The following is a 23,482-nucleotide window of genomic DNA, read 5'->3' as shown; positions in this document are numbered from 1 at the left end:
CAGTCATCCCTCGATTGTCGCAGAAGCAATCGCACCGGCGGCCGCGAGCAGCAGCGGCTCCGATTACGGCGCGGGGGCGCGGTTCGCGGGTCACCGCGCCCCAGGGCGGGTCAGGAACGGTCCAGTTCGACGAACTCGACGTCCCAAGGACCCAGATCGAACCCGTGCTCGTAGCGTCGCCCGGTCAAGATGCCGCTGGCGGACCCCGGAAGTTCGATGCGCTTGGCCGTGCCCTGCAGATTCAAGTAGAGGCGGTGCCGACCGGTGACCGCGCGGGCCATGACCCCCTCGGGCGCGGCCGGGCCGATGCGGATGCCGACGCGATCGATCTGCGCGCCCAGGACGGCGCCGAGCACCTCGCGGCGGGCAGGGAGCCCGATGTACACGGCCGTGCCTTCGCCGTACCGGTGCGCGGTGACCGCCGGATACTCCCGGTCGAGACCGGTGATGGCCCCGATGACCGCGGCGCCGCGCGGCTCGATGCGGTCGAACCGCGGCGACTCGACACGCAGCACGCGCTCGCCGAGGACTATCTCGACCTCGTCGGTCCCCTTGCGGGCCTCGACGAGCTCGCTGAGAAGCCTGGGCTCCTCGTACGCGCCGACGCGGATGCCGAAGACGTCGGCGAGGCGGCCGGGTCTGGTGGTGCGGAACGCCTGGCCGTCGGTGTCCAGACTCGCCGAGTCGCCGGTCATGATCGCGGTGCCGCCGCGGGCGACGAAGGCGCGGATCGCCTCCGCGGCGCGCTCGCTGAGGACGAGCACGCCCGGAATGATGAGGATCCTGTAGTCCAGTGCGGAGCGCTCCAGGTCGACCATGCGCACGTCGAGGTTCCGGTCCAGGACGGTCCGGAACGCGGTGAGCGCCTGGTCGTCGTGACGCTCGGGGAGCGGCGCACTGGCGATCTGGCTGGGGAAGTCGAGCGCGATGGCGATCTCGGCCCGGTCGCGGTAGGGGAAGCCGAGCGCCTCGATCGTGCGGAACTCCGCGGCGATCTGCCGGTACTCGTCGAGCTTGCGGGTCGGCTCGCCGTCCCAGTCGACCATGCCTTGCAGGAACTGCTCCTCACCGGCGTGCATGGTCTGCCAGGTCCACCCGCACACCAGCTGGTTCCCCATCATCAGCGACGCATAGGCGGAGCGGCGGATCGAGCCGGGGGCGGCCGTCATGGTGGTGAACTCGGTGCACCAGAACGGCTCGTCCTGCTCGTAGCGGATGCGGGCGATGCCGAAGAGGGCGTCGCGGACGCTGTCGGTGTCCATGAGGGAGTGACTGGGGTAGAGGCCGTTCCCGGGCCGGGTGAGTCGCCCCGCGTACGCCCCTGCGGCCCAGTCGAAGTGCTTGCTGGGGGCGTAGTACCACATGTTCGAGGTGGTCAGTGTGCCCGGCGCGTTCGCCTCGACCACTTCGGACAGGTCCGTCAGGTACGCGTTCATCTCCTCGGAGACGAAGCGGTGGAAGTCCAGGACGCGCTCGGGCGCACCCCCGGCGACGCTGGGCCGGGGGAGGCCGATCTCCGCGAAGTCGCCGATCCGGCGGGACCAGCGCTGGCTCGCCCAGGCACGGTTGAGCGCCTCCAGGTCGCTGTACTTCGCCTTGAGCCAGTTGATGAAGCGGGCTTTGACGGTGGGGGAGTAGGAGATCGGGCCGTCGCCGGGCTCGTTGTCGATGCCGAACGCCGCGAGCGCGGGATGGGTCGCGTAGCGGCGCGTGAGGCGGTCGGCGAAGCGGAGCGCGTGTTCGCGGAAGTGCGGGTCGCCCGCGTCCTCGGTGTAGCGGTGGTTCGGGTAGCGGCTCGTGCCGTCGGGGTCGACGACGCCGATCGTGGGGTGCTTGCGGTGCAGCCACAGCGGCGCGGGGCGCACGGCGAGGTCGAGGATGACGCCGATGCCGTGCTCGTGCATGACGTCCATGGCCTCGTCGAACCAGTCGAAGCGGAAGTCGCCGTCGGCCGGCTCGAAGGTGTCCCATGCGAGGTGGCCGAGGCGGACGATCCGCAGCCCGGCGTCGCGCATCATCGCCGCGTCGCGCCGCCAGGTCTCGGGACCGGAGTCGTGCGGGTGGTAGTTGGCGCCGACGAGGAGGTTCCCTGGGCCGGTGAGGGTGCGGGCGGTGAAGGCTTCAGGCATGGTGGTCTTCCTGTTCGGACGGCAGGTGCCAGGTCGCGTAGGGGGCCAGGGTGAAGGTGCCGTCGGTGGTCTTGACCGGCACGGGGTCCGCCGACTGGTTGATGAGGGTGATGCCGCGGCCGGTGGCGACGGCTTCGACCGCGGGGTCGAGTCCGTCGGCGACGGGCCGGACCCCGGCGGTCGCCAGCGCCTGCTCCAGGACGCCGCCGATGCCCGCCCGGTCGGTGAAGCAGGCGAGGTGCAGCGAGGTCCCGGCGCCGAAGCGGTTGCTGATCAAAGCGGGCTCGCCGCCGAGGGTCCGGGCGAGGACACGGCCGCCGTCGAGGTCGAAGTCCTCGATCATGGTGGTCACGGCGAACTCCGTGCCGCTGCCGCGGGCGATGCGCCCTTCCTCGGGCAGGACCCCGAAGAAGTCGACGGGCCGTCCGCCGAGGAGGTCGGCGAGCCGGGTGCTGTAGCCGCCGGGTCGGAAGCGGTCGTGCTCGTCGACGATGTCGGTGAACGCGGTGGTCACGAGGACGCCGCCGTTGTCGACGTACCGCTTGAGCGAGGCGGCGCCCTCCTCGGTGAGCAGGTACAGGGCCGGGGCGATGACGAGGCGGAAGCCGGAGAGGTCGTGCGCGGCGCGCACGAAGCTCACCTGGACGTGTCGCTCGTGGAGCGCGGCGTACCAGGCGAAGGCTTCGGCCTGGTAGTCGATGTCGGCCGGGAGGTCGGGCTGGTCGAGCGCCCACCGGTTCTCCCAGTCGAAGACGATCGCGACCTCGCCGGGAGGCGGCGCCGCCGTCTCCCGGCCTTCGAGGGCCGCGCCGAGCGCGGCGATCTCCTTCCATGTGCGCGAGCGCTTCCCGGAGTGGGGGAGCATCGCGGAGTGGAACTTCTCGGCGCCGCTGCGGGATTGGCGCCATTGGAAGTACAGGATGCCCGCGGCGCCGCGGGCGGCGGCCTGCTCGCTCCAGGCGGCCATCTGCCCGGGTGCCTTGGCGGCGTTGTTGGGCCGCCACTGGACGGCGTTGGGGGCCTGCTCCATCAGCAGCCACGGCCGGTCGGGCTTGAGAGAGCGCATGAGGTCGGCGGCGAACGCGGCGTGGCGGTGCGCCTGGGGGTCGCGCGGGTCGGGGTAGCCGTCGTGGGAGACGACGTCGACCTCCCGCGCCCAGGACCAGTAGTCCAGGAACGGGAAGGCCCCCATGAAGTTCGTGGTGACCGGCTGGGTCGCCCCGGCGGCGCGGAGCGCGTCGCGCTCCATCCTGTACAGGTCCAGGAGCGAGTCGGAGGTGAAGCGCCGCCAGTCGAGGACCATCGACGGGTTCTGGGTGGTCGGCGAGGCCCGCGGCGGCCGGACCTCGTCGAAGCCGCGGTAGTGCTGGGACCAGAAGGCGGTGCCCCAGGCGGCGTTGAGCGCGTCGATGTCGCCGTAGCGGCCGGCGAGCCAGGTGCGGAAGGCGCGGGCGGCGTGCTCGGAGTAGTCGGCGTGCACGTGACAGGCGTACTCGTTGTTGACGTGCCACATGACCACCGCGGGGTGGTCGGCGTAGCGGCGCCCGAGCGCAGTCGCCAGCTCGGCGGCGAGCCGCCGGTAGTCCGGCGAGGTCGGCGCGAAGTGCTGGCGGCTGCCCGGACCCAGGACGGTGCCGGTCGCGGTCACGGGCAGGACGTCGGGGTAGCGGTGCACGAGCCAGGCGGGCGGTGAGGCGGTGGCCGTCGCCAGATCGACCGCGACGCCCCCATCGTGCAGTTTGTCCAGGAGTCGGTCGAGCCAGGCGAAGTCGAACTCGCCCTCGTCGGGCTGGAGCCGCGCCCAGGCGAAGATCCCGACGCTCACCAGGTTCACCCGCGCCTCGCGCATGAGGCGGACGTCCTCGTCCCACACCTCCTCGGGCCACTGCTCGGGGTTGTAGTCGCCGCCGAAGTACATCCGCGCTCCCGTTCGTCGATCCGGTGGTACCCGCTCTGGGGCGGTGCTATGGTAACTGTTGCGTGAGCGATCACGCAAGTGTTCATTCCGTTATCTACCTGCAATATCAACCCCTAGGATCCCTAAGGAGAAGCGCAATGTCGCCTTCCGCCGCCGACCGGCTCACGCGCCGGTCCCTCGGGCGAGTCGCCGCCGCGGCCGCCCTGGCCGCCCCCGCCGCCGGTGCCCTCGCCGCCTGCTCGGGCGAGTCCGACCCGAACACGATCACGTTCCTGTCCTGGGACAACGCCGAAGTGATGGGCCCGGTGATCAAGCAGTTCGAGCAGGAGCACCCCGAGTACCACGTCGAGGCGCAGTACGCCCCGCCCGTGGCCGGGTACATCCAGAAGCTCCAGACGCAGCTCGGATCGAACAGCGCCCCGGACGTCTTCATCATCACCGCCGAGAACAAGAAGCAGCTCATGGACGGCGCCTTCGTGCAGGACCTCGCGGGGGAGTCTTGGGCCGCGAACCTCAACGAGACCGCCGTCGCGACCTACTCCAGGGACGGGAAGCTCTACGGGTCGGCGATCTCGTCGTGGGCCGGGGGCATGGTCGTCAACCGCGACCTCGTGCCCGGCGAGTTCCCGACCGACTGGGACGGCTTCCTCGACCTGTGCAAGCAGCTCAAGTCCGACGGCACCGTCCCCTACCTCGAAGCGGTCGCCGGGATGACCGACACGTTCTGCGCCTTCCTCGGCATGCAGAACCTCGCCTACGGCGGCACCATGGACCAGCAGATCTGGGACGGCGACCTCACCTTCGAGGAAGCCTGGACCCCCGCCGTGCAGGCCTGGTACCGGCTCTTCGAGGAGGGCGTCCTCGACTCCTCCGCGGCCGGGCTCACCGGCGACGTGGTGCTCCCGGAGTTCCAGCAGGGCCGCCTCGCGGTCATGACCACCGGCTCCTGGGGCATCGGCAGCATCATCGACGGCGCGCCCGACCTCGACTTCCAGTTCGAGGCCGTGCCCGGCTTCGCCGGCCAGCCGTTCTGGTCCGGGGCGGTCTCCCCGGGCCTGGCTCTCAACACGAAGGCGAAGCACCCCGACGCGGCCAAGGTCTTCCTGGAGTGGATGTCCACCGAGCCGGGCGTGAGCTTCTACCAGAGCGAGAACCAGTTCATCTCCACCGTCAAGGACTACGAGCCCGAACTGCCCGCCCAACTCGGCGACCTCGTGCCCGCCGTCCAGGACGGCCAGTACTACCTGCCCGCGGTCAGCTGGATCGACCACAACGACGCCCTGTCGGGCGAGGCGAACGCGCTCGTCCAGCAGCTCGCCACCGGCGACATCGAGCCGGCCGACGTGGGCAAAGGCATGGACGCCAAGCTCGCGTCCTTCCAGTAGCCGCCCGGCCGGGGCGGGACCCGCCCCGCCCCGGCACCCCGTCTCAGAGAGGAGATCCCGCCATGGGCACCGCCATCGCCCCGCCCCCGTCGGCGCTCCGGCAGGCCGCGCCGCAGCCGACGCGCCTCCAGCGCCTGCGCCGCCGCGGCATCGAGTCGTACCTGTTCACCCTCCCGGTCGTCGTCGTCTTCATCGTCCTGTTCGCCGTCCCGCTGGTCCAGTCGTTCTACTACAGCCTCACCGACTTCAACGGCTACTCCACCGAGGCGAACTTCGTCGGCCTCGCCAACTACGAGACCATCTGGCAGGACACCTCGATGCTCTCGGCACTGGGGTTCACCCTGGTGTACACCGTGGGCACCACGCTCGCGATCACCGCGCTCGCGATCCCGCTCGCCCTGGTCCTCAACCAGAAGTTCTTCGGGCGCAACGTGGTGCGGTCGGTGTTCTTCTTCCCCTCGGTCGTCTCGGTCGCGATCCTCGGCCTGGTGTGGGGCTTCATCCTCGCGCCCTTGGGATCCGGGGTCATCAACTCGGTGATCGGCTGGTTCGGCGCGCAGCCGGTCGCCTGGCTCGCCGAGCCGGCGCTCGCGCGGCTCAGCGTCATCCTCGTGGCCGTCTGGGGCGGCACCGGCTGGCACGCGGTCCTCTACCTCGCCTACCTCCAGGCGATCCCGTCCGAGTTCTACGAGGCGGCGAGCATCGACGGGGCCTCGCGGTGGCAGCGGTTCCGGTACCTGACGCTGCCGCTGCTCACCCCCGCGATCACCGTGAGCCAACTCCTGCTGGTCACCGGCGGCCTCAAGGTCTACGACCTGCCGTACACGCTCACCGGCGGCGGACCCGGATTCGCGACGCGGACCCTGACGCAGTCGATCATCGAGAACGGCATCGCCCAGGGCGAGGTCGGCAAGGCCTCGGCCTTGAGCGTGGTGTTCTTCCTGGCGGTCGGGCTCGTCATCGTCGCCCAGCTCGCCCTCTCCCGCCGTCTGGAGGCCCGGTTCTCATGAGAAACCTGCGCAGCATCCTCCTGAGCGTCGTGATGCTCCCGCTCGCGGGCGTCGTGGCGATCCCCTTCTACTACCTCCTGGTCAACACCTTCAAGACCCAGCCGGAGGTCTCCGCGAACCCGCTCGCGCTGCCGTCGAGCCCGGACTTCTCGAACTACGCCGAGGTCTTCGCGACCCTGCCGATCCTCCAGTCGCTCCTCAACACGCTGTACGTCGGCGCGGTCTCGATCGCGCTCATGCTCCTGGTCGGCTCGATGGCCGCCTACGGGATGCTCATCGGGCGGGGCCTGGTCACCAAGCTCATCGGCGTGGTCTGCCTGATCGCGTTCCTCGTCCCAGGCCAGACGACGCTGATCCCCCTGTACCGCATGCTCACCGGAATGCACCTGGTCGACACCCTGGAGGGGCTCATCCTCCTGTACTTGTCGGGCGCGATCTTCTGCTACTTCCTCATCATCGGCTACATGCGGACCATCCCGACCGAGATGTTCGAGTCGGCCCGCATCGACGGGGCGAGCGCGTTCCGCATCTACTGGTCGATCGTGCTGCCGCTCATCCGGCCGATCCTGGTCACCGTCGGGGTCTTCCAGGCGATGTGGGTGTGGAACGACTTCATCACGCCGAACGTGTTCATCAACTCGCCGGAGAAGCAGACGCTGGTCCTCCAGGTGTACAGCGCGGTCGGGCAGTTCTCGACCGACTGGCCCGCATTCATGACCCTCAGCGTCATCGTGCTCGCCCCCCTGGTGGTCTTCTTCCTCCTGGCGCAGCGGCACATCGTCTCCGGCCTGGTCGCCGGCAGCGTCAAAGGCTGACCTCCTCCCCGAAACGGAATCCCATGTTCTCTGCGACACTGCAACTCCACCCGGCCTTCACGGTCGGCACGGTCGAACGGCGCCTCTTCGGCGGCTTCGTCGAGCACCTCGGCCGCCACATCTACGGCGGCATCTACGAGCCCGGCCACCCGACCGCGGGCCCGGACGGGTTCCGCCGCGACGTCGTCGGCCTCGTGCGCGAGCTCGGCATCGCGCACGTTCGCTACCCGGGCGGGAACTTCGTGTCCGGCCACGACTGGGAGGACGGCGTCGGCCCAGTCGATGACCGCCCGCGGCGCCTCGACCTCGCCTGGCACTCCATCGAGCCCAACGAGGTCGGCCTCCACGAGTTCAGCGACTGGCTCGACCTCGTCGGCGCCGACCTCATGCTCGGCACCAACCTCGGCACCCGCGGCACCCGCGAGGCCCTGCACCTGCTGGAGTACGCGAACGTCCCCGACGGCACCGCCCGCGCCGACGCGCGACGCAAGAACGGCCGCGAGGAGCCCTTCGACGTGCGGATGTGGTGCCTGGGCAACGAACTCGACGGCGACTGGCAGATCGGGGCCAAGACCGCCGAGGAGTACGGGCGGCTCGCCACCGTGACCGCCCGCGCGATGCGCGCGATCGACGCGGACCTGGAGCTCGCCGCATGCGGCTCGTCCTGGCGCGGCATGCCCACGTTCGGGGTCTGGGAGCGCACGGTCCTGGAGCACGCCTACGACCAGGTCGACTACATCTCCTGCCACGCCTACTACCACGAGGAGGACGGCGACGCCGCCAGCTTCCTCGCGTCCGGTGTGGACATGGACGACTTCATCGAGTCCGTCGTGCACACCATCGAGCACGTGCGGGCCGTCAAGAACTCCAAGCGCCGCATCGACCTGTCGTTCGACGAGTGGAACATCTGGTACCAGGATGCGAACGAGATCGACACGACCTCCTGGCCGGTGGCCCCGCGCCTGCTTGAGAACCAGTACTCGGTGACCGACGCCGTCGCGCTCGGCGGGCTGCTCATCTCGCTGCTCAAGCACGCCGACCGGGTCAAGGCGGCGAACCTCGCGCAGCTGGTGAACGTCATCGCCCCCATCATGACCGAGCCCGGCGGGCCCGCCTGGCGCCAGACCACGTTCTTCCCGTTCGCCGCGACCTCGCGCCTGGCCCGCGGCACCGCCCTGCGCGGCGTCCTCGACGCGCCCGCGCTCGGCACCGCGAAGTTCGGCGACGTCCCCGCCGTCGACGCCGTCGCCACCCTCGACGGCGACCGGGCCGCCGTGTTCGTCCTCAACCGGTCCCTCGCCGAGACCGCGACGTTCGCGATCGAAGGGCTCGACCCCACCGGACCGGTACGCGCCCACGGCATCTGGGACGAGGACCGGCACGCGAAGAACACCCTCGCCGAGCCCGAGCGCGTCAGGCTGCGCGAGAACACCGCGATCACCCGGGCAGGCAGCGCGGTCACGATCGAGCTGCCGCCGATCTCCTGGACCTGCATCACCTTCGGAGGCGAGCGATGACGACCGTGTCGAAACCCCTGTTCCGCGACCCGATCGAGGACGGCGCGGCCGACCCCACCGTGATCTGGAATCGCACCGCGGGGGAGTGGTGGATGTTCTACACCAACCGGCGCGTCCTCGCGCCCCCGATCGACGACGTCTCCTGGGTCCACGGCACCGACATCGGCATCGCCTCCTCAAAGGACGGCGGCGCGACCTGGGTCTACCGCGGCACCGCGCAGGGCCTGGAGACCGGGTGGGGCCGCAACACCTACTGGGCCCCCGAGGTGGTCGACGACGGTCACGTGTTCCACATGTACGTCAGCGTCATCGAGGGGGTGCCGGTCCGCTGGGGCGGCTCCCGCGTCGAGGGCATCCGCCACTACACGAGCGAGGACCTCGTCCACTGGCGCTTCGCGTCGGTGCTCGACCTCGACTCGGCCGACGTCATCGACGCGTGCGTCTTCCCGCTGCCCGAGGGCGGGTGGCGGATGTGGTTCAAGGACAGCGCCCGCGGCGCGCACACCTACTGCGCCGACAGCCCCGACCTGTACTCGTGGACCCCGGCCGGACCGGCGGTGGTGAACATGCCGCACGAGGGCCCGAACGTGTTCGCGCTCGGCGGCTCGTACTGGATGCTCACCGACGAGTGGAAGGGCCTGCGCGTCCACCGCTCGACCGACCTGCGCGCGTGGGAGGTCCGAGACCGGATCCTCGATCCCTCCGGCGGGGCGGGCCCCGATGACGGCGGGAACGGGCTCCACGCCGACGTCGTGGTCGTCGGCGACGACGCGTTCGTCTTCTACTTCACCCACCCCGGCCGCACTCCAGGCGAGCCGATCCGCGACACCCTCTACGCCCACCGGCGCACCTCGATCCAGGTCGCCCGCGCCCATGTCCTCGACGGCGAGCTGGTGTGCGACAGGGACGAGGTCCTGCACGGACCGATCCTGCCGGTCGGCGGTCCGTAACCGGTTCAAGCGGACTCGCGCCACAGGACGGTCGGCACCGCGCGCCGCCGCTGCGCCGGTCCGGCGGCGCCGGTGAGGGCCAGTTCGACCACGTCGGCGATCTCGCCCGTGAAGTCCGGGCCCAGTATCGCCAGACTCGTGAGCGCGGGCGAGGTCACGGCGCCGAGCGAGAGCCCGTCAACGCCGACCAGCCGCACCCGGCCCGGCACGTCGATGCCCCGCCGGTGCGCGGCCCGCAGCGCGCCCATGGCGATCAGGTCGCTGAAGGCGATCACCGTGTCCGTGTCGGGGAAGGCGTCCATGAGCCGGTCGAAACCGGCCTCGCCGGCGTCAACCGACTGCGGCGGCGCCTCGCAGACCACGACCGCCGCGGCCGAGTCGGCGTCCACGGCGCCCTCGTACGCGATCCGGCGGCTGCTCGGCTCGTAAACGGCCCCGAGCGGCTGGCTCTCCAGCAGCCCGAACCGCCGCGCGCCCCGCTCCCGCAGCTCCTTGACCAGGCCCGCGAGCGCGGTGTCGAAGTCGAGGTCCACCGAATGCAGGCCCTCCGCGGTCGCGGTGCGCCCCAGGGCGACCAGGGGCGCACTGCGCGCGGCCGTCATGAGGGCGGCCTCGTCGGGCTCGCTGAAGTAGCCCACGACCGCGTCGGCCTCGGTTGCGAGGCGGGCGATGAGCGTGAGCTCGTCGGCGTTCTCGTGCGAGGCGATCGTCATCTGCCAACCGCGCGCCGACGCGGCGTCGAGCAGGTCGGCGGTCAGCTCCGAGTAGTACGGGTTGCGGAAGGAGTCCACGACGAACGCGATCGTCGTCGTCTTCGCCGACCGCGCGAGGTTGGCCGCGAAGCGGCTGGGCCGGTACCCGAGGCGCTCGCTGACCTCCAGCACGCGGGCGCGGGTGGCCTCGCTGATCCGCGGCATCCCGTTCATCGCCCGGGTCACGGTCTGACGCGAGACCCCGGCCTCCCGGGCGATGTCCTCGATGGTCACTCGTCGCTGCATGGCACCCATTATCACCCGCCGCCTACCACGCACGCAGCACGCCCGAGCTTCCGAAAAGCAGACCCGGAGGGCCTTGACATGCGCGAACAATGCAGATACCGTTTTCTATGCATCTCAGAGCGTGAGCGATCACGCAATGATTCAGCGGTGGCATCCCCCGGCATCGCCCTCCGCATGGCGCAAAGGAGCACCATGTCGTCCTCGACCCCTCACCCGCGGCCTGCCCTCACCCGCAGGCGCCTCCTGACCGGCACCGCCGTCGGCGGCCTCGCCGCCGCCGGACTCGGCGGCATCCGATCGGTCTCGGCGCAGTCCGCTGCGGCCGCCGGCCACCCCGGCATGCTCCACACGGCATCCGACCTCGCCGCCATCACCGCGAACCTCGCGGTCGAGCCGTGGGCCTCGGGCTGGAGCAAGCTCACCGCCAACGCGCACTCGCAGTCCACCTGGACTCCGAGTGCCACCGCGGTCATCACCCGCGGCGGCTCGGGCACCCAGAACTACCCGGTGCTCTACCGGGACGTCCACGCCGCCTACCAGAACGCGCTGCGCTGGCGCCTGGCCGGCACCACCGCCAACCGCGACGCCGCGGTCGCGATCTGCAATGCGTGGGCGGCGACGCTGACCGAGATCAACGGCAGCACCGACGCGCTGCTGTGCGCCGGGCTCCAGGGCTACCAGTTCGCGAACGCCGCCGAGCTCCTGCGCGACGCGCCCGGCTTCGACCTGGCCGCGTTCCAGGCGATGCTGTTGGAGGTCTTCCATCCATGGACCGGTGGATTCCTCAACCAGCACAACGGGACCTGCGCCACCCACTACTGGGCCAACTGGGACCTGTGCGCCATGAACGCCGAACTCGCCATCGGCATCCTCTGCGAGGACGACACCCTCATCGACCAGGCGCTCGACTACTTCTGGAACGGCGTCGGCAACGGCTCGATCCGCGGAGCGATCCCCTTCGCCTACGACGACCAGGGGCTCGCGCAATGGCAGGAGTCGGGCCGCGACCAAGCCCACGCCGTCTTCGGCATCGGCCTCATGGCGACCTTCATGGAGACGGCCTGGAACCAGGGGATCGACCTCTACTCCGCCGACGACAACGCCTTCGCCAAGGCCGCCGAGTACGTCGCCTCCTACAACCTCGGCAACACCGTCCCGTACACCACGTACTCCTGGGGCTCGGGCACCGACTGCACCTACAACGAGCAGACCGCCATCAGCGCGGCCGGCCGGGGCACGGTGCGGCCGGTCTGGGCCATGATCCACCACCACTACTACTCCCGGCGCGGGCTCGACCTGCCGAACGTCGCCGCGATGGCCGCCTCCATCGCCCCCGAAGGGGGCGGCGGCGACTACGGCTCGACCTCCGGCGGCTACGACGCCCTCGGCTTCGGCACCCTCCTGTACAGCCGCGCCCGGGCCACCGTGCCCTACAACCGGATCCAGTCGTACAACTACCCGACCCGCTACTGGCGCCACGCCGGCTTCGCTGCAAACATCTCGGCCGACGCGAGCCCCGCCGAGGACACCTGGTTCCAGGTCGGCGCGGGCCTGGCCGACCGCGCCGACGACTGCGTCTCCTTCGCGTCGGTCAACCTCCCCGGCTACTACCTGCGCCGCAACGGCTCCGTGCTCAAACTCGAAGAGCACGACGGCTCCGCGGCGTTCGCCGCCGACGCCACCTTCCGCGCGGTCGCCGGCCTCGCGGACGCCTCCTGGACCTCGTTCCAGGCATACGACGACGCGACGCGGTACGTGCGGCATGCCTACTACGTGCTCCGCACCGACGCGATCGACAGCGGCGCCCGCCCCGACGCGACCTTCAAGATCACCACCTGAGCCCCTCCCGCGGGCCGGGCAGCGCCCGGCCCGCGGCCCCATCGAACATCCTTCTCCTCACTGAAATCAGGAACCGATGACACACATCAGGCAGAGAAAGCGCTTGCGTCCCATGGCGTTCGCCGCCGCGATCGCCACTGGAGCGGGCCTCCTGCTGGCCCTGCCGCCGCAGGCGGCGCAGGCGGCCGAGTACGACGACCTCCTCACCGACCACGTGGTGGCGATCAACGAGACGGTGTCCGACGCGGGGTTCGTCCACCCCGGTGTCGGCCTGACCGCCGACGACCTGCGAGGCGCCCAGGAGATGGCCCGCGCCGGCCAGGAGCCCTGGGCCTCCTACTTCGCGGCCATGGCCGACACGGGCTTCGCGTCCACCACGTACCGGGCGTCGAACTCCAAGTCCGCCGCCGAGCCCGACGTGGCGGCCGACCCGAACTTCACCCACGTGGGCCTGCGCCGCAGGGAGACGAACGACTCCTTCGGCGCCCTCACCCAGGCCCTCATGTGGACGATCACCGGCGACGAGGTGTACCGCCGCAACGCGATCCAGGCGCTGCGCACCTGGGCGGACATGAACCCGGACGGCTACGCGTACTTCGCGGACGCCCACATCCACACCGGGCACCCGCTGTACCAGTTCCTCATGGCCGCCGAGATCATCCGCGCCACCGAACCCGTGGACGACGACACGCCCGGCAGCTACGGCGGCTACGACGTGGTGTGGAGCGCCGAGGACGACGAGGCCCTGCTGACGAACTTCGCCGACCCCGTGGTCGAGACGTTCCTGTACTCCAATACCCGCTGGATGAACCAGCACAACTTCGGCCTGTTCGGGCGCATCGCGACCGCGATCTACGCCGACGACGCCGAAGGCTACGCCACGGGCGTGGAGTGGTTCACCGTCAACTCCACCGACCCTGACTACGACAACGGCGGCCTCGCCGCACAGATCCCCTACATCGAGGCCGACGACCCTGAGAACCCCTACGGATACGGCTTCGTGCAGGTCCGCGAGATGGGCCGCGACCAGGCCCACGGCGAGTGCAACATCGACAACTTCACCGGCCTCGCCCGGATGCTCGAAGTCCAAGGGACGAAAGTCGACCCGGTCGCCGGGACCGTCTCCGAGGACCCAGACGCCGTCTCCGCCTACGACTTCTTGGACCGGCGCCTCCTCGACGGCGCGAACGTGTTCTACGGCTTCATGATGGGCCACTGGACGCCCTGGACCGACGAGCGCGGCGACGGCTGGAACGGCACCATCTCCGAGGCCTACCGCGGCCGCCTGTTCAACCCCACCAACGAGCTGTACTACGAGTACGCCCTGGAGCGCGGCGTCGACGTGGCGGCCGAAGCGCCCTGGCTCGCCGAGCTGTCATCCCGGATGGACGGCCCGTACTTCTACAACGGCACCGGCGTCGCGAACTACTGGGCCCCGGGCGACAAGAACCCCGAGTACTGGGTCGCCTTCCCAGCGGAGCTCGCCGGGACCGCCCCGACCCCCGTCCCCGACGACGCCGCGCTCTCCTTCGAGCGGTTCGGCGTGCCGCTCGCCGACGGCGCCACCACCGCTGTCAGCCGCCTCATGTACGGCTCCGGCATGGTCTTCGGCCTCAAGTACCGCAGCGATGGCCCCGCCTCGCTCGAAGTCCTCTCCAAAGAGGAGCCCTCGGGCCTGAACCCCGACGAGGGCGAGCCCGAAGTGCTCGCCGTCCGGGTCCTGCCCGACACAGGCGGCGAATGGCGCTACATCACTTATCCCGCAAGCGGATCGAACACGCACTTCTTCCACCTCGCCGACGGCGACGCCGAGTTCGACAGCGTGCTCCTCTCAGGCGCGACCGACCTGACCTCGCCACAGTTCGCGCAGACCGACACGACCTACTACCTGACCGCTCGCGAGGAGCAGTCGATCAACCTGTCCGCGGTCGACACCGGCGGGAACGTCGCGTACACCGCCGAAGGGCTCCCCGAAGGCGCGTCCTTCGACGCCGCCACCGGGACGCTCACCTGGAACCCCGCGCGGACCCAGGCCGGCCGGCACGAGGTGCGAATCGTCGCCGACGACGGCGAGACCGTCGCGACCCGCGACTTCGAACTGGTCGCCTCCAGGAACCGGGCCAAGACGATCGATGCGATCATCGCCGACGGGACCGATGCGGACGCCGTCTACACCACCGCCACCCGCGAGCCCTACCGCGAGGCCCTCGACGCCGCCCGCACCGCCGCAGACGGCGGCAACCAGGCCGAGTTCGAGACCGCGCTGGAGGCCCTGCGGGACGCCGTGAAGGCGCTGAAACTTCTCAACCCGCGCCTGGACGGGATGCTCGACTACCGGTTCGGCGTCGTCAGCGCCACCGGGCTGGACGCGACCGGCGTGAACAACCTCGCCGACGGCACCATGACCTCGATCGGCGACCTGCGCACGGCCTCCTTCACCTACGACTTCGGCCCGCAGTACCGGGTCGCGGCCGAGGCCTTCGAGTTCCAGGCGCGCTTCACCTTCGGCAACCGCATGGAAGGCACCAACGTCTACGGGTCCCTCGACGGCGTCACCTGGGACCTGCTCACCGAGCGCCCGGCGGCGAACACCAACGAATGGGACCGCATCGAGGTCGTCGAAGCGCACCGCGGACAGCAGTACCGCTACCTCAAGGCCCAAGTCGACGAGCCGGGCGTCCCGACCGACCCGGCCTACCCGGGCATCTGGTCCTTCGCGAACCTCGCGATCGACGGCGACCGCACCGAGGTCCGCGGCGACATCGACACCGTCTCCGTCGCCTCACCGGACGCCGTCGCCGGGCACGTCGGCGAAGGCGACGCGGTCACCGTGACCTTCCACAGCCGCAAGCCGATCACCGGTGTCACCGTCACAGTCGGCGGCGCCGAGCTCGCCGCCGCCAGCGACGACGGCCTGCAATGGACGGCCACCGGCGCGGTCGGCCCGCTCGAGGGGAACGGGCTCCTCGACGTCGCGATCGACCACACCACCGCCCGCGGCCGTATCGCCGCCACCGTCCACGGCGCCACCGACGGCACCTACCTCTACGGGGCCGACGACTCGGACCTCATCGACCTGAGCGACTTCGCGGTCGTCAACACCGCCGGGGAACCCGACCCGGTCAAGGCCGAGCAGGCTGCGAAACTCCTCGACGGCGACCCCGCCACCTTCGCCGACGTCCCCCCCGGCACAGGCGGGGCCGACCTCGTCTGGGACGCCGGCGAAGGCGCCACCTTCGATGCCGACCGGTTCGACTTCCTGGCCCTGCCGAACAACAACGGGATGCTCCGCCTCCCCGACCTCGTCATCGAGGGCTCCAACGACCTCGAAACGTGGACCACCCTGAGCGGCCCGCCATTCAAGACGTACGCGTGGCAGACCCTCGACGCCGCCGACGGCGAGTACCGGTACCTGCGCCTGGCCAACTCGACCTGGATCAACGCCGTCGAACTGCGCGCCTACGGCACGCTCGACCTCGACCTGGATCCGATCCTTGCCTGCGCCGACGCCGTCGACCTGGACGCCTACACCCGCGGCTCCCGCATCCTGTTCCCCCGCGAAGTGGCGGCCGTACGTGCCGCCGCGGCCGAGGGCGGCGACGAAACCGCTCTGGCCCTGCGCCTCCTCGACGCCTGGGACCTCCTGGCGCCCTTGACGACCGAGGCCCCCGCCGTCCTCGATCCCGCCTGGGTGGCGGCGAGCACCGCCACCGCCGACGGTGCCACCAGCGCCGCGGCGAACGGCTGGCGCATGTTCGACGGCAACACCGCCACCTACACCGACACGACCACCAAGTCCTGCACCAACACCGTCATGCCGACCGACGGCACCGCCTTCGAAGTCCTCGCGGTCCGATACCACCCGCGCTCGAACGCGATCTCCCGCGCGACCGGCATGCCGCTCCAGGGCTCCAACGACGGCGGCGCCACCTGGACCACGTTCGCCAGCACCGGCACCCCGGTCGCGGGCTGGAACACGCTGACCCTCGCCGAGCCCGTCACCTACGAGGCCCTGCGCATCAGCGGCGGCAACGGCTACTGCAACATCGCCGAACTCCAGTTCCTCATCGCCATGGTCGACAAGTCGGGCCTGGCCGTCCGCCTCGCCGACACCGCGGCCCTGGACGAAACCGACTGGACCCCCGAAACCTGGACCGCCCTCACCACCGCCCGAGACGCCGCCCAGGCCGCCGCCGACGACAAGGGCGCCACCCAACCGGAAGTAGACACCGCCTGCGACACGCTCGACACAGCGCTCGACGACCTCATCGCCGCCTGAGATTCGCAATTGGGGAGCCGTCCCGATCCGGGACGGCTCCCCCACGGCTTCACCGCATGGACCTCCATCCTGCGGCCGAGGCTCGCAGAAATCTGCTGCGGTCTGTGGTGCAATTCGCGGATCCTAGACCCTCGCCGCCATCGGATCCCATGACGAGCACTCAGCCCACAACTGGACGGCATCGATCGTGAGCGGACCGGCTGTCCCCGCGTCTTCAACCAGCGCTTGGATCTACCGGTGGGGCGGTGCGGTACTCCCGCGGTGGACAAGTTCGGCTTCGCACATGAACCGGACGCCGGGGTTCGGCGGGCCGAGCAGGTAGCGTACGGCCGTGTCGACCATGACCGCGGCCGGTTGGCGCACGGTCGTCAAGGGCGCCATGGCGTTCTCGGCGTCGTGGATGTCGTCGAACCCGGCGATCGAGACGTCCTCGGGGACACGGAGCCCCAGCCGCTTCGCCTCGGCCATGCCTGCGAGTGCGCCTTTGTCGGAGTCGAAGGCGACGGCGGTGGGGGGTTCGGGCAGGGCCATGAGGGCGGCGAGGGCTGTGCGGGCCTGGCGCTGGTTGAAGCCGCCTTCGATGCACCACTGGGGTGGCAGGGGCAGTCCGGCGTCGGTGACGGCTGCTTCGAACCCGGCCACGCGCTCGCGGGAGGGCCCCGAGTTCGGGTTGCCGCTGACCATGGCGATCTTGGTGTGGCCGAGGGTGACCAGGTGCTGGACGAGGCGGTACTGGGCGTCGTGGTGGTTGAGGTGCACGGCGGCGGCGGTCGGCCCGGGATCGCTGCGCGGGTCGATCACCATGCAGGGGATGCCTTCGTCGCGCACCGCTCTGCGCATGCTCGCAAGCTGGCGAGCCACCACCATCCGCGACTCCGAAGCCGGGACCCTCACTCCGCAGTACCACCTACGACTCAACTCCACAGAACCTCGGGGACCGCAGGGCGCGGAGTGACGATCGCGATCGATGATGTTCCCGGTGGTTTCGTATGCGTCCGGTGCTGTAGCGGAGTTACCGGGCGACAATCGGCCCTTGAGGGGCCATTCAGGACCGCGACCTCATTCGGTTGTGAAGGCGAGCACCTCTTGGGCTACGGCGTCGGCATTCTCCTCTGCGAGCCAGTGCCCGGCTTTTGGAATCTCGACTGCGCTGCGAAGCTCGTTGAGCAATGGAGCAGCACCATCCCCGGTCCCTGCCCGCCGGTGACCGAGTGCATGGACACGCCTTGCACCTCGTCGAATCGGTGCTCGAACAAGCGGTTGAACTCGTGGTCGTCGCGGGTCGCGTCGTCGTATCGGCCCGTCGCGCCGTCTGTTTCGCCGAAAGGTTCCTCCGTGGTCGTGAACGTCGTGCCCAGGGGGATGCCGAGCAGGGTCCCCGCTCCCAGCCCGGCGGCGGCCGAAAGCGCGTGGCGCCGGGTGATTCGCTTCGGTGTCGTCGTCATGCCCCCACCTTCGCCGGGAGGCGCCCATATCGGCCAGGTTCCTTGCAGAACTGCAAATCCTGCCCGGCGCACCGCCGTGCCGCGCCGAGTCATGGACCGGTCAGGTGGATCCGTTCGCCTTGCGGGCCGTAGATCGCGATGGTCTCGGCGGGCCGGTCGTCGCGGGCGTTGGCGATCCAGTGGGGTGTCATGGTGTCGAACTCGGCGGCTTCGCCGGCTTTGAGCACGGTGCGGCTGTCGGCCAGGGCGAGGTTGACCGAGCCGTCGAGAACGTAGAACCACTCGCGTCCCGGATGGGTGTTGTATCGGGGGGCTCGGGCCTTCGATGCCGGTGGGTAGATCACCTTGAAGGCTTGGAGGGCGCCCCCGTGGACGCCGAGCGGGATGTACGTCAAGCCGTGTCTGCGGATCGCCTTGAGATGGACGCGAGGGTCGCCGACACGGGGGGCGGCGACGAGTTCGTCCAGTGGAAGGCCGTAGACCCGCGCGAGCGGGAGGAGCTGCTCCAGTCCGGGTCGGACCAGGCCGCGTTCGAGCCGCGAGATCGTGCTCGCGGAGATGCCGCTGCGGTCGGCCAGTTCGGCGAGGCTCAACCCCAGCGTTCGGCGGAAGCCGCGGAGGCGGGCCCCGACGGCGTCGAGGACCTGTTCGTCGTCCATCACGGCTCCCTCCGCAGTGCTCCGCAATGAGCCGGCTGCTGGCATCAGTTTGCAGTTCTGCAAGAACGCTAGCAGTTCTGCACGATGAGGTGCCGTCCTCATCAAGGTCGAGGCTCGACGGCACACGGGCGCGCGATCCGGAATCGGCGCGGGTCCGCATGGTCGCGGACGCCACGGCATTTGTCCGTATCGGGAGACTTGACATGATATCGAAGGATCTCTATAGTTCGAGGCGTTGTAAGTTTCGGTGATGTCACCGAAAGTTTCGGACAAGATCAGCTCCGTGGCCGTGCCAGCAGTGAGCCGTCGTCCTTCCCGGTACCGGTCGGCACCTCTCCGCACTCGATCCCACGGTCCGGAGGGAGCCGCCGGGCGACCGGCGGCTCCCCACGATCGGCGAAGGAGTCATCGATGTCAATCACAAGACGCGGAGTGCTGGGGCTGGGGGCGCTCGGAGCCGCCGTCGCAGGCGGCTCCGTCCTTCCCTCCGCACTGGCCGAACCGGCCCCCGCCGCCACCGCGCCGACCGAGCCGTTCGCCCTCGGCGTGCGCGAGTTCGCCTGGAGCCGAGGCGACCGCAGCCTCGTCACCCGCATCTTCTACCCGACGACCGGCTCGCCCGGCGGCGATCCCGTGCGCGACGCCCCGATAGCCGACGGCGCCTTCCCGGTGGTCGAATGGAGCCACGGGCTGGGCGGCAATCCAGAGAGCTACGGCGTCATGATCCGCCCGCTGGCCGAGGCCGGATTCATCGTCCCGGCACCGGTCTTCCCCACCACCTCCTCCGGCACCGAGGGCAACGTCGGCGACGTCTACAACGGCAACCAGTCGCTCGACGTCGCCGAGGTCATCACCCGCACCCTGGCCCTGAACGAGGGCGACGACATGTTCGCCGGCCACATGGACACCGCCAACGGCGTCGGAGCCGCCGGACACTCCCTGGGCGGCATGACCACCCACGGAATCCTCACCGCCTGGCCCGACGAGCGGGTCACCGCCGCGATCCCGTACGCCACCGTGGACATGGGCGACCCGACCGGCGCGGTCGCCGCCAAGGTCCTGTTCGTCCACGGCGACCAGGACCCGGTCTGCGACTACGGCCTGGCGCGCCAGGCATACGGCGAGCTCCCGACCCCGAAGGCGTTCATGACGCACACCGGCCAGGGCCACGACGAGTACATCTGGAACGGCGCGACCTACGACCAGACCGTCGCCACCAGCCTGGACTGGATGCGATGGAGCCTCTACGGCGACACCGCCGCCCGCGACCGGCTCGCGGACGACGCCTCCGGCGGCGGCATCGTCTGGGAAGCCGAACTCGACTGACCCGCAAGACCGGCGGCGAATCCGCCGCACCGAGCCCACCCACCCGGTATGGGCGCGCTCGGGAAGCCGACACAGCAGAAGGAGTACCGATGAAACCCATTCCTCCCCGACGGAGGACACGCCGCGGCGCCCGCACCGCGCTGGCGGTGACACTGGCGGTCGGCCTCACCGGGGCCGGCGCGCTGATCTTCGCCAACACCGCGCAGGCCGCCGACACACTCGGCGGGGCGGCGGCCCAGAGCGGCCGCTACTTCGGCGCGGCCATCGCCCCGAACTTCCTGGGCGAGGCCCAGTACGCGGACACGTTGAACGCCGAGTTCAACAGCATCGTGGCCGAGAACGCCATGAAGTGGGACGCGACCGAGCCGAACCGCGGCCAGTTCAACTTCAGCGGCGGCGACACGCTGGTCGCCCACGCTGAAGCGAACGGGATGGAAGTGCGCGGCCACACCCTCGTGTGGCACGCCCAGCAACCCGGCTGGGTCCAGGGCCTGACCGGAGACGACCTGCGCCAGGCCATGACCGACCACATCGCGGGCGTCGCGGGCCACTACCAGGGCCAGATCTCGTCCTGGGACGTGGTCAACGAAGCGTTCGAAGAGGACGGCAGCCGCCGCCAGTCGAACCTCCAGCAGCAGCTCGGCGACGGCTGGATCGAGGAGGCGTTCCGCGCCGCCGACGCCGCCGACCCCGACGCGAGGCTCTGCTACAACGATTACAACACCGACGGCATCAACGCCAAGAGCGACGGGATCTACGCGATGGTCGAGGACTTCCTCGCCCGAGGCGTGCCGATCGACTGCGTCGGCTTCCAGTCGCATCTCAGCACCGACTCGAACCTGAGCACCTACCAGGCCAACCTCGAACGCTTCGCAGCGCTCGGCGTCGACGTCGAGATCACCGAGCTGGACGTCGGCGGATCGGGCTCGGCCCAGGCCGACGTGTACCGGACCGTGACCGAGGCCTGCGTGGCGGTCGATCGCTGCAACGGCATCACGACCTGGGGCATCACCGACAAGTACTCGTGGCGCGGCGACGACACGCCGCTGCTGTTCGACGACGCCTACCAGAAGAAGGAGGCGTACGACGCCGTCCTCGAAGTCCTGAACTCGGCCGCCGCGAGCGATGAGCCGACCGGTGAGCCCGAGCAGGACCAGGCGCTGCCGGAGACCTTCGCGTGGGAGTCGACGGGCGAACTGGTCGACCAGCAGCAGACCGCCCCCGACCGGCAGCTGGTCTCGATCAAGGACCCGTCGGTGGTCAACGTGGACGGTCAATACCACGTCTACGCGACGACCGCCGACACCGGCGGCGGCTGGTCGCTGACCTACTTCGGCGGCTTCTCGGACTGGTCCGAAGCGGGGGACGCCGAGCAGCTCCACCTCACCACGACGGCCGTCGGCGGCGGCTACCGGGCCGCGCCGCAGGTGTTCTACTTCGAACCCGACGACCAGTGGTACCTGATCTACCAGACCGGGCTGCCCTCGTTCTCGACCCTCGACGGCCCGGGAGCGCCCGAGTCGGCTTCGGCGGCGCAGAACTTCATCAGCGCCCATGACCCGATCGTGGACGAGGGCTCCAGCTACGTCGTCGACTACTGGGTCACCTGCGACGAGGCGAACTGCTACATGTTCTTCAGCAATTCGAACAACACCTTCTTCCGCATGCAGACCACGGTCGACGAGTTCCCGGGCGGCTTCGGCGACACCCAGGTGCTGATGGCGTCGCCGGGCGACAACGGCCTGTTCGAGGCGCTCAACCTCTACAAGGTCGGCGACACCGACCAGTACCTGCTCATCATCGAGGCCATCGGCGCGAGCGGCGACCGCTACTTCCGGTCCTGGACGGCCGACAGCCTCGACGCGCTCGGTGACGAGTGGACCCCCTTGGCCGACAGCGAGTCCGACCCGTTCGCAGGAGCGGCCAACGTGTCGTTCCCCGGGGGAGTCTGGACGAACGACATCAGCCACGGCGAGATGGTCCGGACGAACCCCGACCAGACCATGCAGATCGACCCGTGCGACATGCAATACCTCTACCAGGGCAGGGACCCGGCCTCGAACGGCATGGAGTACTCCCAGCTGCCCTACCGCCTCGGACTCCTCACCAACACCAACCCGGCGTGCTGAGGCGCCGATGAGCCGACGCCCGGGCCCCGGACCGTGAAGCGGTCCGGGGCCCGGGCGTCGCACTTCGCGTGCCCGACTGCGGGCCGCGCACCACGAGCTATTGCTCGATGCTGATGAGCTCACCGATCTCCAGGGCGGACCACACTGCTCCGTCCGGGGCGATCGCGATGCCGTGGGGTTCACTGTTCTCGACCGGGAGATCGTGGCCGGTGATCGTGCCGTCCGCGGTCACGTGCCCGATCCGGTTGCCGCCCCATTCGGTGAACCAGCAGCCCCCTGCATCGTCGGCGACCACGGCGTGCGGCTTGGCGCCCTCGCCCAGCGCGAAGGCGGTGACGGTGCCGTCCTCGTCGATGCGGCCGATGCGGTCGCCCATGATGTCGGCGAACCACACGCTGCCGACGCCCACCGCGATACCGACCGGCGCGGCCCTTGCAGCGCAAGCGGGATCACCGTGACAGCGCCGTCGGTGCCGACGCGCCCGACCGAGGCCGCCGCGTTGAGCGTGAACCACAGGTCCCCGCCCGGTGCGGCCGCGATCGCCGAGGGGAAGCCACCGGTGTGCGGGATCGCGAACCGCGAGAGCTCCCCGTCCGGCCCGATACGTCCGATGTGGTCGCCGGCGGACTCGGTGAACCACACTGCGCCCGAGCGGTCGACGGCGATCCCGTACGGCCCCGCGCCTGAGGCGAGCCGCACCTCGCTCAGCTCGCCGTCGACGCCGATGCGGCCGATGCGGTCGGCCTTGTACTCGGTGAACCATGCCGCGCCGTCGGGCGCGACGGCGAGCACGGTCGGCTGCGCCCCGGCCGCCAGCTCGGTGTACACGGGCTCCCCCTCCGCGCCGATGCGCCCGACGCGATCACCCTCGGCCACGGTGAACCAGGTCGTCCCGTCCGCGCCGAAACCGATTCCATATGCGCCCTTGGCAACTGCGATCGTCCTCATGAGATAACACCTTCCGCTGCCAATCGGTGCATCGCCGGCTCGGCGAACTGACTTGCCACTCCTCGCCTTACGAGATGCCGTACGACACGGCCGGAGCGGGAACGGCCAATGATTACACCACCTGATACGACGAGC

At 70.0% G+C, this 23,482-nt stretch carries 15 protein-coding genes and 1 pseudogene; 9 read left to right on the top strand and 7 right to left on the bottom strand.

Features of this window, described 5'->3' with window-relative positions:
- Window positions 1-110 precede the first annotated feature (110 nt).
- Window positions 111-2,129 (bottom strand): beta-galactosidase, encoded by a 2,019-nt coding sequence (locus WA640_RS13890; RefSeq protein ID WP_335988332.1) that lies wholly within the window; start codon window positions 2,127-2,129, stop codon window positions 111-113.
- The gene (locus WA640_RS13885; protein ID WP_335988330.1) at window positions 2,122-4,047 is read right to left on the bottom strand and encodes a beta-galactosidase; all 1,926 of its coding nucleotides are present in this window, start codon (window positions 4,045-4,047) and stop codon (window positions 2,122-2,124) included. Before WA640_RS13885 ends, WA640_RS13890 begins: the two co-directional genes overlap by 8 nt.
- Before the next feature lie 137 nt (window positions 4,048-4,184).
- Between WA640_RS13885 and WA640_RS13880 the strand changes: the two genes are divergently transcribed.
- From WA640_RS13880 to WA640_RS13860, 5 genes are all read left to right on the top strand, one after another.
- Complete coding sequence (locus tag WA640_RS13880) at window positions 4,185-5,432, top strand: ABC transporter substrate-binding protein (RefSeq protein WP_335988328.1); 1,248 nt, start codon at window positions 4,185-4,187, stop codon at window positions 5,430-5,432.
- 62 nt (window positions 5,433-5,494) lie between these two features.
- Entirely contained in the window at window positions 5,495-6,442 is a 948-nt protein-coding gene (locus WA640_RS13875; RefSeq protein ID WP_335988326.1) for a carbohydrate ABC transporter permease, read from the top strand.
- Complete coding sequence (locus WA640_RS13870; protein ID WP_335988324.1) at window positions 6,439-7,257, top strand: carbohydrate ABC transporter permease; 819 nt, start codon at window positions 6,439-6,441, stop codon at window positions 7,255-7,257. The genes WA640_RS13875 and WA640_RS13870 overlap by 4 nt, the downstream gene beginning before the upstream one ends.
- A gap of 23 nt (window positions 7,258-7,280) precedes the next feature.
- Complete coding sequence (gene arfA / locus WA640_RS13865) at window positions 7,281-8,774, top strand: arabinosylfuranosidase ArfA (protein ID WP_335988323.1); 1,494 nt, start codon at window positions 7,281-7,283, stop codon at window positions 8,772-8,774.
- Window positions 8,771-9,724 carry a hypothetical protein gene (locus tag WA640_RS13860; protein ID WP_335988321.1) on the top strand — a complete coding sequence of 318 codons (954 nt, stop codon included), beginning with the start codon at window positions 8,771-8,773 and terminating at the stop codon, window positions 9,722-9,724. The genes arfA and WA640_RS13860 overlap by 4 nt, the downstream gene beginning before the upstream one ends.
- Window positions 9,725-9,729: 5 nt before the next feature.
- Here WA640_RS13860 and WA640_RS13855 read toward each other — a convergent pair whose 3' ends face one another.
- Window positions 9,730-10,722, bottom strand: a complete 993-nt coding sequence (locus tag WA640_RS13855; RefSeq protein WP_335988320.1) for a LacI family DNA-binding transcriptional regulator — start codon at window positions 10,720-10,722, stop codon at window positions 9,730-9,732.
- Between the two features lie 192 nt (window positions 10,723-10,914).
- On the opposite strand from WA640_RS13855, the gene WA640_RS13850 reads away from it, so the two are divergent.
- The gene (locus WA640_RS13850; RefSeq protein WP_335988319.1) at window positions 10,915-12,561 is read left to right on the top strand and encodes an AbfB domain-containing protein; all 1,647 of its coding nucleotides are present in this window, start codon (window positions 10,915-10,917) and stop codon (window positions 12,559-12,561) included.
- Window positions 12,562-12,673: 112 nt separating this feature from the next.
- A complete protein-coding gene (locus WA640_RS13845; RefSeq protein ID WP_335988317.1) occupies window positions 12,674-16,840 on the top strand; it encodes a putative Ig domain-containing protein in 4,167 nt (1,388 codons plus the stop codon).
- Window positions 16,841-17,071: 231 nt separating this feature from the next.
- On the opposite strand, the gene WA640_RS13840 is transcribed toward WA640_RS13845, so the two are convergent.
- The 3 genes from WA640_RS13840 to WA640_RS13830 form a co-directional block, all read right to left on the bottom strand.
- Entirely contained in the window at window positions 17,072-17,680 is a 609-nt protein-coding gene (locus tag WA640_RS13840) for a LacI family DNA-binding transcriptional regulator (RefSeq protein ID WP_335988315.1), read from the bottom strand.
- Window positions 17,681-17,931: 251 nt separating this feature from the next.
- Entirely contained in the window at window positions 17,932-18,285 is a 354-nt protein-coding gene (locus tag WA640_RS13835; RefSeq protein ID WP_335988314.1) for a hypothetical protein, read from the bottom strand.
- Window positions 18,286-18,374: 89 nt separating this feature from the next.
- Complete coding sequence (locus WA640_RS13830; RefSeq protein ID WP_335988313.1) at window positions 18,375-18,944, bottom strand: helix-turn-helix domain-containing protein; 570 nt, start codon at window positions 18,942-18,944, stop codon at window positions 18,375-18,377.
- A gap of 411 nt (window positions 18,945-19,355) precedes the next feature.
- Between WA640_RS13830 and WA640_RS13825 the strand changes: the two genes are divergently transcribed.
- Both WA640_RS13825 and WA640_RS13820 read left to right on the top strand, forming a co-directional pair.
- The gene (locus WA640_RS13825; RefSeq protein ID WP_335988311.1) at window positions 19,356-20,270 is read left to right on the top strand and encodes an alpha/beta hydrolase family protein; all 915 of its coding nucleotides are present in this window, start codon (window positions 19,356-19,358) and stop codon (window positions 20,268-20,270) included.
- Between the two features lie 89 nt (window positions 20,271-20,359).
- Window positions 20,360-22,399 (top strand): non-reducing end alpha-L-arabinofuranosidase family hydrolase, encoded by a 2,040-nt coding sequence (locus WA640_RS13820; RefSeq protein ID WP_335988309.1) that lies wholly within the window; start codon window positions 20,360-20,362, stop codon window positions 22,397-22,399.
- A gap of 97 nt (window positions 22,400-22,496) precedes the next feature.
- On the opposite strand, the pseudogene WA640_RS28855 reads toward WA640_RS13820, so the two are convergent.
- Window positions 22,497-23,347: pseudogene (locus tag WA640_RS28855) on the bottom strand (Vgb family protein).
- Window positions 23,348-23,482: the final 135 nt, after the last annotated feature.

The organism is Glycomyces sp. MUSA5-2 (genome assembly GCF_037034145.1).
Lineage (GTDB): Bacteria > Actinomycetota > Actinomycetes > Mycobacteriales > Micromonosporaceae > Glycomyces > Glycomyces artemisiae.
The sequence above is the reverse complement of the archived record's forward strand: the minus strand, read 5'-3'. Positions and strand labels throughout refer to the sequence as shown.